This is a genomic window from Streptomyces viridiviolaceus (assembly GCF_014650995.1).
Lineage (GTDB): Bacteria > Actinomycetota > Actinomycetes > Streptomycetales > Streptomycetaceae > Streptomyces > Streptomyces viridiviolaceus.
Genome location: NZ_BMWA01000020.1, coordinates 114387 through 129089, shown reverse-complemented (window position 1 = coordinate 129089; position 14703 = coordinate 114387). Strand labels below are relative to the sequence as shown.

Genomic DNA, 14703 nt, shown 5'->3' with positions numbered 1-14703 from the left:
GGAAACCATTGCCGCAGGGCCATGGGGCGCTTCCTTCATGGGCTGTGTGGGTCGTGATGCGGGTCGCTCGGACCTGGTCCCGTCGCGCCGGCACAGCCCGTCGGCGCATCGTGAAGCCCATAAGTACGGCGAGCGGTCGTGCCGAAGACGGCCGACCGCTCGTGCTTTTCGAGGTCCGAAGTGAGGTCTGCCATGACTTGCGTCACCTCCTTGTACGAAGCGGCCAGGGTGCACACCGGCCAGTCGGACCCGAACATGGCGCGATCGGGGCCGAACTCGTCCAGAACCGTTTGCACGTACGGGCGCAGGTCGTCGATGGTCCACGAGTCCCAGCGGGCCTCCGTCACCAGCCCCGAGAGCTTGCACACGGTGTTGGGCAGTGCGGCGAAACGCCGCACGTGAGCGGCCCAGGGCTCTCGCTCTCCCGTCACGATCGCCGGCTTGCCCGCGTGGTCGAGGACGAAGGTCAACTGCGGCAGCAGGGCAGCGGCTCGGATCGCTGCGGGGAGCTGCCGCTCCACGACGACCAGGTCATAGGCGAGGCCCGCTGCGGCGACCGCGGCCAGCCCGCGCAGCACATCCTGGCGGACCAGCCATTCCGGGTCGGGCTCGTTCTGCACCTGGTGGCGGATGCCCACGAGATGCCGGCCACCGGGCAGGTTCCGCAGGTGCGCGAGTGCCTCGTCGACGTCCGGGGCGGTCAGGTCGGTCCAGCCGACGACTCCGGTGACGAGTCGGCCTTCTTCCGCGAGTGAGAGCAGCTCGGGCGTCTCTTCCGCGACGGTGACGGTCTGGACCAGCACCGTTGAGGTGACACCGGCCTCGCGGGCCGCGGGTGTCAGATCGTCGAGGCTGAAGGAGCGCCTCAAAGGCTTGAGCTCCTCGCCGCGGATCCAGTCCTGGTCGCGGACGGCGAGGTCCCACACGTGGTGATGCGCATCGACGAGGCCGGTCGCTGTCACAGGGACCAGACCGGAGTCATGCCGGCGGTGGCGCCGTCACTGCTGTAGTCGTGCACGACGTCGAGGAGGTCGGCCATGCGGGCCTGCCAGGCCACGTTCACCGGAAGGTGTTCCAGCCTGCCGATGAGCTGGGTGTAGTCCTCGCATTCGATGAGGTGGAACAGGTCCGTTCCGCTGCGCCAGATGGTCCAGGAGGTGGCCCCCGCGTTTCGGATGGCCTCGGTCAGCTCGTCCGGTACGTGACGGTGCGCAGCCTCGTATTCGGAGATTCGGTCGGCGCGCACCTTGGTGTGCAGGGCGACTCTCATGCGCTTTCCTTTGCGTGCGGGGAGACAAGGACGGGGCGGATATGAGGTGAGCGGATCGCCGGCCGTGAGGCGGAAGAGCCGTGTCGGTGTTGAGCACGATCGTTCCAGTACTCGTTGAAGCAGGTGGCGAAGAGCGCTATGCGCACGGCGTTCCTCCTTCCGGCACCGGAACATCGGCGGGCAGGAGTCCTTCCTCGCGCAGCTCGGCCCACAGGTCATCGGGCACGGAGGTGGCGAGCATCGCCGCCGCGTCCTGCACCTCGTACCGGGAACGGGCGCCGACGAGCACGGTGGCGACTGCCGGGTGCCCCAGCGGGAAGCGCAGGGCCAGAGCCCTCAGTGGCACGCCATGGCGTTCGGCCACGGTCTGGATGCTCAGTGCTCGCTGTACGAGCTCCGGGGGCGCTGCCCGGTAGTCGTAGGTCGCACCGGGCTTGGGGTCGGCGAGCAGGCCGGAGTTGAACACGCCTCCGATGACGACGCTCTTGCGTCGGGCCTGTGCCTCGGGCAGAAGGGTGCCCAGGGCGTCCTGGTCCAGCAGGGTGTACCGGCCGGCGCAGAGCACCGCATCGACGTCGGTGTCGCGGACGAAGCGTGTCAGGAGCGACGTCTGGTTCATGCCGACTCCGATGGCGGAGACGACACCCTCCGCACGGAGTCGTTCCAGCTCGGGGTAGGCCTCCTTGAGTGCCTGGTCCATGTGGTCGTCGGGATCGTGCAGGTAGACCACGTCGATCCGGTCGAGGCCGAGGCGGCGCAGACTCTCGCCGATGCTGCGGCGTACGCCTCGGGCGCTGAAGTCCCAGACCCTGCGATGGTCGGCAGGGACGGCGAATCCGTGCGCGAGGTCGTCCCCCTTCACCGGGATCGGCTGAAGAATGCGGCCGACCTTGGTCGACAGGACGTAGTCGCGGCGGGGGCGGGTGCGCAAGGCTGCGCCGAGCCGCCTCTCGGAGAGTCCGAGCCCGTAGTGCGGAGCCGTGTCGAAGTAGCGGATTCCCGCGTCCCAGGCCGCGTCCACGGCGCCCGCGCCCTGAGCGGGGGTCACTTCGCTGTAGAGGTTTCCCATGGCCGCGGCCCCGAAGGAGAGCCGGGTGACAGGCACGCCACTCGGTCCAAGCGTGGTCCGGGCGGGATGGGGGGCATGCATGGGATGCCTTTCAGTGAGCTGCCGGACGCAGCCGCAGACCGGCCATTCCGCCGTCCACGGCAAGCGCGGATCCGGTGACGGAGCCTGCGGCAGGCCCGGCCAGGTAGGCAATCGCTTCGGCCACTTCGTGCGCTGTGACGAGACGCCCCGAGGGCTGGCGGGCCTCCAGGGCAGCGCGTTCGGCCGCCGGGTCCTGCGCGGCATCGAGCAGACGGCCCACCCAAGGGGTGTCGACCGTGCCCGGATTGACGCAGTTGACACGGATGCCTTCACGGATGTGGTCGGCGGCCATCGCGAGGGTCAGGGACAACACGGCGCCCTTACTGGCACTGTAGAGGGCGCGCTGCGGCAGTCCGGCGGTCGCCGCGATGGAGCAGGTGTTGACCACGGCGGCGGAGCGGGAGCGCCTCAGATGTGGCAGGGCGGCGCGGCTGGTGCGGACGATTCCCATCACGTTGACGTCGAACACTCTCCGCCATTGGGCGTCGTCGTTGTCCTCGATGGTGCCGATCGCACCGACGCCGGCGTTGTTCACGAGGATGTCGATACCCCCGAGGTCCGCGGCCGCTGCGTCGACGGCGCGCCGCACGGAGGGGTCGTCGCCGACGTCTGCCCGGTACTGGCGCAGCGGGGAGGGCGCTGCGCCGGGTTCGAGGTCGAGCACGGCGACATCGGCGCCACGTGCGGCGAGCAGTTCGGCGGTGGCGAGGCCGATGCCGGAGGCGCCGCCGGTCACGATGGCCTTCAGGCCGCTCAGGGCGGTCGGCTGTGTCATTAGGAGGTCTCCGGTGTGAGGGCTCGGTCGGCGGTCCAGAAGGTGCCGTTCGGGTAGGCGTAGGCGGTAAGGGTTCCGGGGTGCATCTCGGCGGAAAACCCGGCCGCCGCCGGAGCCTGGTAGTGACCGTCTCGGATGAGCACCGGCGTGACGAAGTGCTCGTGCAGGTGATCGACGAATTCGATGACTCTGTTCTCCGTGGTGCCGGAGAGGGCGACGTAGTCGAACATCGACAGATGCTGGACCAGTTCGCAGAGGCCGACTCCGCCTGCGTGCGGGCACACGGGTACCCCGAACTTGGCGGCGAGGAGGAGGATGGCGAGGTTCTCGTTGACGCCTCCGACGCGGGTGGCGTCGATCTGGAGGAAGTCGATGGCTCCGGCCTGGAGCAGTTGTTTGAAGACGACCCGATTCTGGACGTGCTCGCCGGTGGCGACCTTGACAGGGGTCACGTTGGCCCGGACGGTGGCGTGGCCGAGGATGTCATCGGGGCTGGTCGGCTCCTCGATCCAGTAAGGGTCGAACTCCGAGAGCGCTTTGGTCCATTCGATGGCCTCGGGGACGTTCCACCGCTGGTTGGCGTCGATCGCGATGCGAATACCGGAGCCCACGGCGGACCGGGCCGTGCGCATGCGCCGGATGTCGTCCTCCAGGTCGGCGCCGACCTTGAGCTTGATCTGGGTGAAGCCGTCGGCCACCGCACGGCGGGCGAGGCGGGTGAGCTTCTCGTCGGAGTAGCCGAGCCAGCCGGGCGACGTCGTATAGGCAGGGTATCCGCGTGCGAGCAGCCGCTCCCGGCGCGCGTCGGAACCATTTCTGCCGGCAGTCAGGAGGCGGAGCGCGTCGCCAGGAGTGAGCACATCGGCGATGTAGCGGAAATCCACCTGAGAGACGAGCCATTCCGGTGTGGCATCGACGAGAAAGCGCCACAGCGGCTTGTGGGCACGCTTGGCGGCAAGATCCCACGCCGCGTTGACGACCGCGCCGACGGCCATGTGCATGACGCCCTTCTCGGGGCCGAGCCAGCGCAGCTGGCTGTCGCCCGTCAGATGGCGAGCAAGTGACCCGGGGTCGGCACACAGGGCGTCCACGTCGCGTCCGACGAGGTGGGGTGCGAGCGCGTCAATGGCGGCAACCTGGACGTCGTTGCCCCGTCCGGTCGTGAAGGCGAACCCGTGGCCTTCCAGGCCGTCCTCGGCGTTCGTGCGCAGCACGACGTAGGCAGCCGAGTAGTCGGGGTCGGGGTTCATGGCGTCGGAGCCGTCCAGCTCCCGGGAAGTGGGGAAGCGGATGTCGTGAGTCTCGACGGCCGTGATCCTGGCGCTGACCGAAGTCATGTGCGTGCGGCCTTTCAGGCTTGGATGGAGGTCTGGCGCCGGCTGCCGAGCCCGTCGATGGACAGGTCGACGATGTCGCCGGGGCGCAGGTGGGGCGTGCCGGGCAGGCCGAGGGCGACACCGGCCGGTGTGCCGGTGTCGATGACGTCGCCAGGCCTGAGAACCATGTAGATCCGCGTTCCGGGACGTCGTCGCTGACGGCGGATCCTGCGATGTGGGCCAGGCCCTTTTCGGCACCCTCCAGGCAGCGCGCGGTCCGGCCCATGACGACGGCCGGCCCGACCTCGCGGTCCGTCTTGACCGATCCGCGTGGAACGAGGACGTCGTCGTACGGCCCCACGACCGTGTCCGGGTCCTTCATGAAGACCACGGGCCGGTCGGGGATCGACGCACGTCGATCTCGTGTTCCCAGTACGGCCGGTCGCGGTACGGGCCGGCGCAGCCCTCACCCGTGTCGCTGAACGCGAATCGGGGGCGAGGTTCGCGGTGGCCAGTGGAGTGCCGACGCCGGGGAGCCGCCGCGGCAGACGGTCGAGCTGCTCACCGTTCCACGACACGTGCGGGTGCGCGACCTGTTCGACGTACCAGTGGACACCGGTCAGTTGCACACCGGCGCTGGTGCCCTCGACCGTGATCCGTCCCGTCCGCCCGGACACCCGTAAGGCGTCCTGCCCATCGTGGCGCGCGACCGTACGGAGCTCCGTCTGGTCCCAGTGGTCCGGCAGCCGCCGTCTCAGGACCTCCTGGGCCACTTCCTCGGCTTCGGCGGCCGACGCGAGGAACGTGCGGCGGGGCATGTCCATGAGAGCCTCCCGAACGCCGGCCTACGATTGGCCTACACCACTTGAGCGGTGATCGTACGGCCGGTTGCGGAGTCACCGTCAAGACCACTGCAGTCAACAGGCACCGGTGGAGTCTCGCGGAGGTCGAGTCGAGCCGACCTCGTCAGACCTCCCATGTATCGGATGCATAGCGATCTCAGTCACGGAAAACGTCGAACTACAACCATCTTGACGGCTGATAGATCCGATCTCTAGGTTACCCGTGAATTCGTCAGGCGAGGAGCCTCATGTCCACCATCCGTGGCATCAGTTCGACCGGCGTGCGCTTCCCCACCTCACACATGCTCGACGCCTCCGACGCGGTGCACACCGACCCGGACTGCTCGGAGGCTCCTCTCCGGCTGGAGAGGTGCGGACGGCGGCCTCGAGGAACACTCCTGCGCCTCCACGGTCGGCCGCGGCAACGACGTCCGACGGACGCGGTAGAGAAATTGAGAGGCACCACCATGCGCTCCGGCACTCGCAGCATCGCAGTCAGAACCGCAGTACTTGCGTTGCTCGCCGCACTCTCGACCGGCCTCGGCCCCGTCACCGGCTCGGCCGCACCGGGGACCCCGACCGCCGAGACCGCACCCGGCAGCCCGACGACCCTTCCGGCACTGTCCGACTGGGAACCGGCGGCGGGCAGCTTCACGCCGGCCCGGACCAGCCGCGTCCTGGTCCGCGACAACGAACTGGTCGACGACGCGGCCACCTTCGCCACGGACCTGTCGGACATACTCGGACGAACGCTCCCTGTCAAGAGCACGACCATGACACCGCGCGCGGGCGACATCGTGCTCGATCTCGAGTCCGACCGGGCCGACCTCGGGTCGGAGGGCTACGCGCTGAGCGTCGACACCGCCATCCAGGTCACCGGCCGCACCGAGGACGGCGCCTTCCTCGGCACCCGGACCGTGTTGCAGCTGCTTCGCGCCGGAACCCCGGTGCCCGCCGGCGAGGCCGTCGACGTTCCCGCGTACGCCGAGCGGGGCGTCGGGGTGTGCGCCTGCTACATCCACGTGTCGATGCCCTGGCTCGAACGCCTGATCAAGGACGCGGCGTACCTCAAGCTCAACCAGCTCTGGCTGGAGCTGAAGGTGAAGAGCACGGCGCACCCCGAGGCGAACGAGTGGGGCTACTACACGCCCGCCCAGATCGACCGGCTCCAGCGCCTCGCGGACAAGTACCACATCACACTGGTCCCCGAGGTCAACTCCCCCGGTCACATCGACACCTGGATCCGCAACCGACCGGACCTTCAGCTCACCGACGTCGACGGGGACAAGCAGCCGTCACGGCTCGACATCACCAAGCCCGAGGCGTTCGCGTTCCTCACCTCGATCATCGACGAGTACTTCAAGGTCTTCGACACCCCGTACTGGCACATGGGCGCCGACGAGTACATGCTCGGCTCGGACTACTCGCGCTACCCGCAGATGCTCGCCTACGCCCAGGAGAAGTTCGGCCCGGAGGCGGTGGCCGAGGACGCGTTCACCGACTTCGTCAACCGGATCAACGCCTACGTCAAGGCGAAGGGCAAGACCCTGCGGATCTGGAACGACGGGATCACGACGGCCGGGACGGTGCCGCTGGACCGCGAAATCGTCGTGGAGCACTGGGCCGACGACGAGGTGAAACCTTCTCAGCTCCTCGCGGAGGGGCGTTCGGTGATGAACTCGGCCTACGCCCTCTACAACGTCCGCGGCGGCTTCAAGACGAACGCCGGAAGCCTGTACGGCGAGGGCTGGACCCCGCTGAACTTCGATGGCGAGAACGTCGCCGACGGCACCGGGATCACCGGCGCCAAGATCACCCTCTGGCCCGACAACGGCTCCGGGAACACCGAGAACGAGATCGAGGACGAGGTCCGGATGCCGCTGCGGTTCATAGCCCAGGCCACCTGGGGCGACTCCACGCCGGATCCGACGTACGACGATTTCGCAGCTCGCGCGGACGCGGTCGGACGGGCACCGGGCTTCGACAACGTCGACCGCACCCCCATCCGGCCAGGGCGCTACGTGGTGTCCGCGGCCAACCACTACCTGACGGGCGCCGGCGCGGCGGCGGGCGCGCGCGTCGTCCTCGGCTCGGAGGGCACCGAGTTCCGGATATCGACCACCCCCGACGGCTACTACGTGTTGAAGGATCCGGCCACGGACCGCTGCCTCGAGGCACGCCAGGGCCGCCGGTTCCTCAACACGCCGCTGGAGCCGCTTGCCGCGATCACGCTCGAGGACTGCAGCCGCAGCAACGCCCTGCAGCGGTGGCAGATCGCCACGTCCAACGCCGGCCTGACCCTGACCAATGCGGTCACCCGCATGATCGCGGTGCTCGACGGCTCCGGTCTGGTGCAGCAGATCCCCGACGGCCACCGGCCCCAGGTGTTCGAGCTCACGGGCGTCGTCGAGGTGGGCGCGACCGTCACCCGGCGCACGGTCGGCGTCGGCGAGACCACGCCGATCACTGTGACGGTGACCAACGGGACCGCCGCACCGGTGACCGGTGTCAGCGTCTCGTTGACCGGCACCGCCGGCTGGACCGTCACCCCGGCCGAGCAACAGCGCGACAGCCTCGCCCCCGGCGAGGCCTGGACCACGACCGCGACAGCGACCTGGACCGGCGGGCAGGCCCACGACACCCAGGGCTTCACCGCCACGACCAACTACATCGACGGCGGCGTCGCGCAGACCCGAACCTCACCGATCGAGTGGAACCATCAGCCCGTGATACCCGGCAACCTCGCCGAGGGCCAGGCCGCCTCCCAGTCCAGCACCGCCTGGGGTGGTTCGCCGGAGCGCGGCATCGACGGCAACACCAGCGGCAGCTGGGGCTCCGCATCGATCACCCACACCGAGGAGAACGTCAGCCGGCCATGGTGGCAGGTCGACCTCGGCCGGCGCGAGTGGATCGGCAGCGTAAAGCTGTTCAACCGCACCGACTGCTGCTCCGAGCGGCTCACCGACCCGCTGATCCTTCTCTCCGACACACCGCTGCCGGACTCGCTGGACGAGGCCCTGGCCACGCCCGGCGTTGTCAGCGTCCGCTACGAGGGCACCATCGGGTCGTCCGCGCTGGTCGACATCGCCGGCCACAAGCGGTACGTACGGGTCCAGCTTCCGACCACCGGGACCCTCTCACTCGCCGAGGTGGTCGTTCGTGCACCGCAGTGACGAGACAAGGAGACCTGGTTGTCTCCTGCGCCGCCACGGTCCTGTCGAACCGGCATGACTACCGCTGACGGACGTTCCAGCCCATTGCTCCGAGTGTTGTGCCGGCCGAGCAGCGGCGCGCGGTCCTGGTCGACCTGCAAGGGCACGCGCCCACGGCGGACATCGGAAGCCGGAGGGGATACGCACGAAACGGGCCACTGGAACACACTGTGCAGCAGCCTGCGGCGGGGCGTGAGTGGCAGCTGCCGCGGCAGGTGAACTGACGCGATCGGACGAACAGACCGGAGTGGCGCCCTGCCCGGAAGAGCTCGCCGCGGACGGGTGCGGCACCGGCACTGGTGGCCGCCACCGGTGCCGGTATTCGCGCACGGAGCCCGCCGCCTGCCCCGCCCGCCTGCTCAGCGCAGCAGCGCGTCGAGGAACGGGCCGGAGACCACGTGATGGGGGTCGAGCCGGTTCAGAATCGCGACCGCCTCGTCCCAGCCTGGGCCTCCCCCGGCGCGCAGTGAGGCGGGGACGGCCCGCGTGAGGACGTCCGGGTCGGACCACGCGGCGGTGTCGGTGTAGGCCCAGCCCTTGGACCACTCCACACGGACCGTCGCCCGGTCCCCGTCCATGGCCAAGAGGAACTGCTCGATGTCCCGGTAGAAGCGGTGCAGGGCAGGTGTGGTCGGCAAGGAGAGGACGTCGATCCACACGGCGGTGTCGACCTCCGGCCGGTCCGGACGCGGCCGCAGGGCGGACAGCAGCGGTGGCCGGGCGCCGGGGATGCCGCACACGGACGGGGTCTCCAGGCCGGTCACCCGGATCTCCACCTGGCCGTTGACCGGGTACTCGCCGCGTGCCGCGTACTCAGCGAGCAGCGTGCGGTAGAAGTCGGCGAACTGGCTGACCACCCACTGCAGATCGGCGCGGCGGGTGAGGACGGCATAGCCGTTGGCCGTCTCGCGCAGTGTGGTAGGCCGCACGTACTCCAGTAGGTTGCGGGAGGCGCCCCACAGGTCCGAGCGCAGCCCGCCCGCCAGCAGGTGGGTGAGCACGTCGCCGGTCAGGACGTCCCGCACGAGGGTTCCCGACAGCAGGACGTCGGTGATGTCGCCGGTCAGCGCGACCTTGGCCAGCAGGTACTGGACCTGCCCGAAGAGCGGGGCGCTCGCCCAGGCTCCCGAGACCAGGGTTCCGGCGAGCCGGGCCACCGGCTCGGGAAGCGAGTCGGAGAACGGGTAGTTGTACGGCCCGTCGACCGCGCGGGCGGCGAACGGCCGTTCGGGGGTGACGCTCCAGACCTTCAGCCAGGGCTTGTCCGTGAACGCGAACCAGATCGCCTCCGCCCGGCCGGTCCTGTCCACGAAGCCGGCCAGGGTCCGAGTGCCGGCCGGGGCACCGGGGGCGGCGAACAGTTCGGTGGCGGGGATGTCCAGGAAGGAACGGCAGCGCAGGTTGTGGTCGGTGCCCACCCGCAGCACGGCCTCGGTGACGAGCGAACGGCCGAGGTGGGTGAGGAGCGCGTCGCAGTCGGGCTCGGCCCGGCCGACCGTCCGCAGGACGTACTCGCCGGCGTCGTCGTCCCAGACGACCGCGGTCAGCTCGGTGACCAGATTGCTCAACGAGCCGTAACCGTGGCCGGGCGACGGGTTCTCCCCGATGGCGGGGACGGCCGTACCGTGCGCGCCGATGGCCAACGCGCCGCCGACCGACAGTTCCCCGGGTGCCGGCGCGGAGACGACCCCGTATCCGTGCTCGCCGGCGAACGCGAGGAGTGTCTCCAGCAGGGCCCCGGCCTGGACCCGGATCAGGGCCGACCCGTCGGTGTCCTGCCGCTCGAGCGACATCTCGGTGAGGTGTGCGGTGGTGTCCACCAGGACGACCTGGGCCGCGGCGGGTGTGCCGTCGGCCACCGTGAGCGGAGCCCAGCCATGCCGCTTCCCCTGGGCGCGTACCGTCCAGCCGGCACCGTAGGCCCAGTTCACGACGTCGAGCACTTCCTGCGGGGTGCGCGGCGCGCACGTCCACAACTGGTCGGCACGGATTTCGCCGGCCCAGTTCTCGTAGACGCGCCGGTAGACGTCGAGCCCGGCAGGGAAGCCAGGCGGCGACGGCGCGTCGGCGTAGGCGCTTCCCGGCCGGACCACCGCGCGCAACAGCCAGACCGCGCCGCCCGCGGCGACTGACGACGCGAGCAAACTGCGCCGCGACAGCCCACCGCCCTGAACCGAAGACTCGTCCGTCATTGCCGAGAACCTCCCCTGGTCCCGTCCCACCCGAACCGGCCCTGCCAGGCCGACCGTGCACGCACGCTAACCAGGAATCAGGAGCCCTACAGTCATATGGTCGTTTGATCTACGCGATCGAGTGAAAGTCTCGCGAATCGCCCCCTCCTCGAGGCCCATCCCGCATGCGGCCTCCAATGACGTTCCCGCCCCCCTGTACCGACCGTCCGATCACTGACGGCCCTCGGCAACGACGTCGGTCACCAGACCGTCGGCCTGTGACCGGGACGTACTCAGGGGCCACCCGTGTCGTCCGCGCCCGGCGAGCGCGGCAGAGGTCACATCGCCGGGCTCCGTCGGAGGGTCCTCGAAGCTCTGGGCTTGCTCAAGAGGCGCTTCGGGTCACCGGACCGTGGGGCATCCTGCGGACAGTCGGTGCGCAGGCCCGGCGGAAGGGGGACGTCATGTTGATCGCATTCGTGCTGGCGGCTGTGTGCGTACTGGTGCTCGTCATGGTGGCCACATGGATGATGCGCCGGGCATGGCGCCGCGCCTGGGACGATCTCGGCGTGTGGGCGACCGCGCCCGGCCCGAGTGCCGGGCACGGCCATGGAGCGTCGCCAACCGGGACCGGCACGCACACCGGAACGTCGGCGCATGACGCCGGCAGCCCCTCCGCCCACTCGTCCTGGTGGGAAGCAGGCGTCGGCGGAGGTGCGTCGAGCGGCTGCTCCAGTGGCAGTTCGTCGTCCTGTGGGAGCAGCTCCTCGTCGTGCGGCAGTTCGTCGTCCTGCGGAAGCAGCTCGTCGTCCTGCGGCAGCTCCTGCTGACTCGGCAGGCAGGTCACTGCCCTCGGTCACGTCTCCTGGAGCACGGAGAGGACGTTCCCGGCCGGGTCGGTGAACCATGCGACCGCAGTGGGGCCGTCGCCGCCGACCCGGACGATGCCCTTCTCGTCGTGGTCGAAGCCCGCATAGCGCTCCAGGGTGACGCCGCGCCGTTCCAGTTCGGCGACGGCGGCCTCGATGTCGTCGACGGGGAAGTTGAGGATCGTGAACGTCGCGGGGGTGTGCGTCTCCTTCGGGTAGACCAAGACCCGCGCGCCACTGCCGAGCGTGAGGGTCAGCATCCGCATGTCCCCCTGTCCGGTCTCCTCCACCTGGAGGCCGAGAGTCTCGCCGTAGAACCGGCGGGCCTCACCGAGGTCGTCGACCGAGAAGCCGCTGAACGCCTGCGCCTGACCGAACATGCTCCGTGTCTCCTCCGTGGTGAACCCGTGCTGCACGTCTCAGGCCACACCACGCGCGCCATCGTGCCGGGGCGCGCCGCGCGGACCGCGGCCGGATGGTCGTGCGCCCTTCACTCGCCGGGCGTCAGTCGCCCGAGGACCGACGTCATAACGTGATGTGGATCCGACCGGTCTCGTGGAGAGGCGATGGTCAGCGTCGTTTCACGGCATGCGGCATCCGTCATGCCGAGGCCCAGTCGCGGCGACAGCGGTGTTCCAGGGGCCAGTGCACAAGAGCGTGCCCTATCGGGAGCCGTCCTTCAGCGAGACGGATCTCGGCGGCCGTCCTCGCCCGCCGCCTTCAGGTCGCCCGGATCGGCGAGCTCCCCCGCACCGACATTCCCGACTGCGGCAAGGAGTAGCGCCGGCAGGAAATCGAGGAGCTGCGGGACGAGGGCATCAAGGGCCCGGAGGAAGCGGCGCCGCCATTCTGCGGTCACGACGTCTGCTCGACGCCGTGGCGCGTTCCGTACGCCCGCCCCGGCAGGGATGCTGTGGGCGGTGGCGGCGGGACGACGGAGGTAGCCGGTGGCCGTGGGGACGACTCGGGCCTGGAGGTCCCGGCTGGCCGGCCATCCGACCCGAGGCGTCGTCCTGGCCTTCGCGCTGGTCGTGGTGCTGGGTGCAGCGCTGCTGATGGTGCCTGCCGCCGCCGAGCCCGGCAAGGACACCGGCGTGCTGACCGCCTTGTTCACCGCGACGGGAGCGGTCAGCGGCGGGCTGTCCATCGTGGGCACCGGCAGCCATTGGAGTGGGTTCGGCGAAAGCATCGTCCTGGCGCTGATCCAGGTCGGCGGCTTCGGCATCATGACGCTCGCGTCGCTGCTGGCCCTGTTCGTCTCTGGCCGGCTGGGGATGCGGACCCAGCTCACCACACAGGCGGAACGGAGCGGAGGCACCGGTGACATCCGCCGGCTGGTCCTCGGAGTCGCGAGCACCACGCTCGCCATCGAGTTGGTCACGGCCGTCCTGATCGCGGTCCGTTTCCACCTCGGCCATGGTCTGGCGGCCTGGAACGCCGTCTACCACGGGATCTTCTACGGGATCTCCGCGTTCAACAACGCCGGTTTCGGGCTGCGTGACGACAACCTGGTCGGTTACGCGAACGATCCCTGGATCGTCCTGCCGATCGCGGTCGCGAGTGTGCTCGGCGCCCTTGGCTTCCCCGTACTGCTCGAACTGCTGCGCAACCGCCCCGGCACCCGCGGCGCCACCCGGCGCCGCTGGTCCCTGCACACCCGGCTCACCCTCTTCACCTCAGCGGTCCTGCTCGCCGTCGGCACCGTCATGACCTGCGCGCTGGAGTGGAGCAACCCGCGAACTCTCGGATCCGTGGACTGGGGGGACAAGCTCCTCAACGGGTTCTTCACCGCGGCCAGCGCGCGTACCGCGGGATTCAACACCGTCGACACCGGTGCCATGGAGCCCGCCACCCTCCTCGGCATCTGCGTGCTGATGTTCATCGGCGGCGGCAGCGCGGGCACGGCGGGCGGCATCAAGGTCACCACATTCGCGGTGCTGGGAGCCGCGATCCTGGCCGAGGTCCGCGGACACGCCGACACGGACATCATGGGCCGCCGGCTCTCGGCTCCGACGCTGCGCCAGGCCCTCACCGTGGCGCTGATGGGCGTGGGCCTCGTCATCGCCGGCACGCTGGTGCTGCTCACCGTCACCGAGGAGCAGGCCGAGGCCGTGCTGTTCGAGGCCGTCTCCGCTTTCGGCACGGTCGGCCTGAGTACCGGCATCACCGCGGACCTTCCGGCGGCGGGCCGACTCACCGTCATCGTCCTCATGTTCGTCGGGCGCGTCGGCCCGATCACCCTCGCCAGCGCGCTCGCCCTGCGTCAGCGCGACCGCCGTTACACCCTGCCCGAGGAGCGACCCGTCATTGGCTGACCGTCTGAAGTTCCTGCGTCCACACCGGCGTCGGCATTCCGCCGTCGACCGTCACCCGGCCCGCCCCGATCCCAGAGTGGCGGTCATCGGTCTCGGCCGTTTCGGACAGTCCGTGGCGGCGGAGCTGATGCGGCGGGGCTGGGACGTGCTCGGCATCGACGCCGTGGCCGGTGTCGTCCAGAAGGTCGGCGACGACCTGACCCGGACCGCAGCCGCGGACTGCACCGACCCCACTGTGCTGGCGCAGCTCGGCGTCGCCGAGTTCCCCCGGGTGGTCGTCGGCATCGGCACCGACCTGGAGGCCAGCATCCTGACCACCTCGAACCTCGTCGATGCCGGCGTGGCCGGCATCTGGGCCCGGGCCAGCACCCGGCAGCACGGTCGGATCCTGGAACGTATCGGTGCCCACCACGTCGTCCTGCCCGAACACGACATGGGCGAGCGCGTGGCCCACCTGGTCACCGGCCGGATGCTGGACTTCATCACCTTCGACAGCGACTACGCCCTGATCAAGACGCTCGCCCCGAAGGCCGTCGGCGGTGTCCCGCTCGGCGAGAGCCGCGTACGCAGTACCTACGGCGTGACGGTCGTCGGCATCAAACGCCCCGGCGCCGACTTCACCCACGCCACGGCCGAAACGGTCGTCCACCCGGGCGACGTCATCATCGTCACCGGCAGGACCCGTGCCGTGGAGACGTTCGCGGAGCTGGACCGGTGAGGGCCACTTCGTGCCTGCATCCGGCGGCCGTGGAACCGCACGGGCCGCGGTCGGTCGTACGGTGC

The 14703-nt window shown here is 69.8% G+C and carries 11 protein-coding genes and 2 pseudogenes; 3 read left to right on the top strand and 10 right to left on the bottom strand.

Translation table 11 applies throughout. The annotated features are described in order from the left end of the window. Positions 1-35 precede the first annotated feature (35 nt). The 7 genes and pseudogenes from IE260_RS27615 to IE260_RS27585 form a co-directional block, all read right to left on the bottom strand. On the bottom strand, positions 36-962 hold the full coding sequence (locus IE260_RS27615; RefSeq protein ID WP_189876530.1) for an amidohydrolase family protein: 927 nt from the start codon (positions 960-962) through the stop codon (positions 36-38). Further along, on the bottom strand, positions 959-1270 hold the full coding sequence (locus IE260_RS27610) for an L-rhamnose mutarotase (RefSeq protein WP_189876528.1): 312 nt from the start codon (positions 1268-1270) through the stop codon (positions 959-961). Before IE260_RS27610 ends, IE260_RS27615 begins: the two co-directional genes overlap by 4 nt. Positions 1271-1406: 136 nt before the next feature. Beyond that, positions 1407-2420 carry an aldo/keto reductase gene (locus IE260_RS27605; RefSeq protein WP_189876519.1) on the bottom strand — a complete coding sequence of 338 codons (1014 nt, stop codon included), beginning with the start codon at positions 2418-2420 and terminating at the stop codon, positions 1407-1409. A gap of 10 nt (positions 2421-2430) precedes the next feature. Continuing rightward, positions 2431-3195 (bottom strand): SDR family NAD(P)-dependent oxidoreductase, encoded by a 765-nt coding sequence (locus IE260_RS27600; RefSeq protein WP_189876517.1) that lies wholly within the window; start codon positions 3193-3195, stop codon positions 2431-2433. Continuing rightward, positions 3195-4532 (bottom strand): L-fuconate dehydratase, encoded by a 1338-nt coding sequence (locus IE260_RS27595; protein WP_189876581.1) that lies wholly within the window; start codon positions 4530-4532, stop codon positions 3195-3197. Before IE260_RS27595 ends, IE260_RS27600 begins: the two co-directional genes overlap by 1 nt. Positions 4533-4546: 14 nt before the next feature. Then, positions 4547-4935, bottom strand: a pseudogene (locus IE260_RS27590) (fumarylacetoacetate hydrolase family protein); the annotation flags it as partial. A gap of 118 nt (positions 4936-5053) precedes the next feature. Next, positions 5054-5329 (bottom strand): annotated as a pseudogene (locus tag IE260_RS27585) (alpha-N-acetylglucosaminidase N-terminal domain-containing protein); the annotation flags it as partial. Positions 5330-5868: 539 nt separating this feature from the next. Here IE260_RS27585 and IE260_RS27580 point away from each other — a divergent pair. Further along, complete coding sequence (locus IE260_RS27580) at positions 5869-8526, top strand: family 20 glycosylhydrolase (RefSeq protein WP_189876515.1); 2658 nt, start codon at positions 5869-5871, stop codon at positions 8524-8526. A 398-nt stretch (positions 8527-8924) separates the two neighbouring features. Here IE260_RS27580 and IE260_RS27575 read toward each other — a convergent pair whose 3' ends face one another. From IE260_RS27575 to IE260_RS27565, 3 genes are all read right to left on the bottom strand, one after another. Further along, positions 8925-10757 (bottom strand): cholesterol oxidase substrate-binding domain-containing protein, encoded by a 1833-nt coding sequence (locus IE260_RS27575; protein ID WP_189876513.1) that lies wholly within the window; start codon positions 10755-10757, stop codon positions 8925-8927. Positions 10758-11592: 835 nt separating this feature from the next. Continuing rightward, positions 11593-11985 carry a VOC family protein gene (locus IE260_RS27570; protein WP_189876511.1) on the bottom strand — a complete coding sequence of 131 codons (393 nt, stop codon included), beginning with the start codon at positions 11983-11985 and terminating at the stop codon, positions 11593-11595. 299 nt (positions 11986-12284) lie between these two features. Then, on the bottom strand, positions 12285-12464 hold the full coding sequence (locus tag IE260_RS27565) for a hypothetical protein (protein ID WP_189876509.1): 180 nt from the start codon (positions 12462-12464) through the stop codon (positions 12285-12287). A 94-nt stretch (positions 12465-12558) separates the two neighbouring features. On the opposite strand from IE260_RS27565, the gene IE260_RS27560 reads away from it, so the two are divergent. After that, positions 12559-13920, top strand: a complete 1362-nt coding sequence (locus tag IE260_RS27560) for a TrkH family potassium uptake protein (RefSeq protein WP_308434700.1) — start codon at positions 12559-12561, stop codon at positions 13918-13920. Continuing rightward, positions 13913-14638 carry a potassium channel family protein gene (locus tag IE260_RS27555; RefSeq protein WP_189876507.1) on the top strand — a complete coding sequence of 242 codons (726 nt, stop codon included), beginning with the start codon at positions 13913-13915 and terminating at the stop codon, positions 14636-14638. The genes IE260_RS27560 and IE260_RS27555 overlap by 8 nt, the downstream gene beginning before the upstream one ends. Positions 14639-14703: the final 65 nt, after the last annotated feature.